Raw genomic sequence first — 1,575 nt, 5'->3', positions numbered from 1 at the left:
CAACTGCGTGACGTCTATCAGCAGCCGGTGAAACTGACCCTCGACCACAGCGCTGCGGCCCAGATCGAAGCCAGCGTGGCCTGCGTGGAACAGATCCTCGCCGAGAACCGCACCGCCTACGGCATCAACACCGGTTTCGGCCTGCTGGCCTCGACCCGCATCGCCAGCGAAGACCTGGAAAACCTGCAGCGCTCGCTGGTGCTGTCCCACGCCGCCGGTGTCGGCCAGCCGATCAGCGACGAGCTGGTGCGCCTGATCATGGTGCTCAAGGTCAACAGCCTGAGTCGTGGTTTCTCCGGCATCCGCCGGGTGGTGATCGACGCGCTGATCGCCCTGATCAATGCCGAGGTGTACCCGCACATTCCCCTGAAAGGCTCGGTCGGTGCGTCCGGTGACCTCGCGCCGTTGGCGCACATGTCGCTGGTGCTGCTGGGCGAAGGCAAGGCGCGCTACAAGGGCGAGTGGATGGAAGCCACCGAAGCGCTGAAAGTCGCCGGCCTGACCCCGCTGACCCTGGCCGCGAAAGAAGGCCTGGCCCTGCTCAACGGCACCCAGGTGTCCACCGCGTTCGCCCTGCGCGGCCTGTTCGAAGGTGAAGACCTGTTCGCCGGTGCCCTGGCCCTGGGCGGCCTGACCGTTGAAGCGGTGCTGGGTTCGCGTTCGCCGTTCGATGCGCGCATCCATGCCGCCCGTGGCCAGAAGGGCCAGATCGACGCCGCCGCCGCTTACCGCGATCTGCTGGGCGAGCGCAGCGAAGTTTCCGACTCCCACGAAAACTGCGAAAAGGTCCAGGACCCGTACTCCCTGCGCTGCCAGCCGCAAGTCATGGGCGCCTGCCTGACCCAGTTCCGTCAGGCCGCCGAAGTGCTGGCCATCGAAGCCAACGCCGTCTCGGACAACCCATTGGTGTTCGCCGCTGAAGGCGACGTGATCTCCGGTGGCAACTTCCACGCCGAGCCGGTGGCCATGGCCGCCGACAACATGGCCCTGGCCATCGCCGAAATCGGCTCCCTGAGCGAGCGCCGCATCTCGCTGATGATGGACAAGCACATGTCGCAACTGCCGCCGTTCCTGGTGGCCAACGGCGGTGTGAACTCCGGCTTCATGATCGCCCAGGTCACTGCGGCGGCACTGGCCAGCGAGAACAAGGCCTTGTCCCATCCGCATTCGGTGGACAGCCTGCCGACCTCCGCCAACCAGGAAGACCACGTCTCGATGGCCCCGGCGGCCGGCAAACGCCTGTGGGAAATGGCCGAGAACACCCGCGGGATTCTCGCCGTGGAATGGCTGGCCGCGGCTCAGGGCCTGGACCTGCGCAATGGCCTGAAGACCTCGCCGAAACTGGAAAAGGTCCGCGCCATCCTGCGTAACGAAGTGCCGTGCTATGAGAAGGACCGCTTCTTTGCGCCGGACATCAACGCGGCGACCGAGTTGTTGGCGTCGCGCTGCCTGACCGAGCTGGTTCCAGCCAAGTTGCTGCCGAGCCTGTAAGGCCCCTCCTGTAGGAGCGAGCCTGCTCGCGAAAAACGCCTGGGCAACGCGGGCATTCAGGCAGGGCGCGTTATCGTTGACGAC

General features: G+C 65.8%; 1 protein-coding gene. It reads left to right on the top strand.

What is annotated here, in order from left to right; all coding sequences use genetic code 11:
- Positions 1-3 precede the first annotated feature (3 nt).
- Positions 4-1,491, top strand: coding sequence for a histidine ammonia-lyase (gene hutH / locus CAF65_RS27630; RefSeq protein WP_371919033.1), 1,488 nt, complete (start codon positions 4-6; stop codon positions 1,489-1,491).
- The last annotated feature ends 84 nt before the right edge of the window (positions 1,492-1,575 follow it).

It is taken from the genome of Pseudomonas sp. B28(2017) (assembly GCF_002113025.1).
GTDB lineage: Bacteria > Pseudomonadota > Gammaproteobacteria > Pseudomonadales > Pseudomonadaceae > Aquipseudomonas.
Note: the sequence above shows the minus strand (reverse complement) of the source record. Positions and strands in the feature narration are given on the sequence as shown.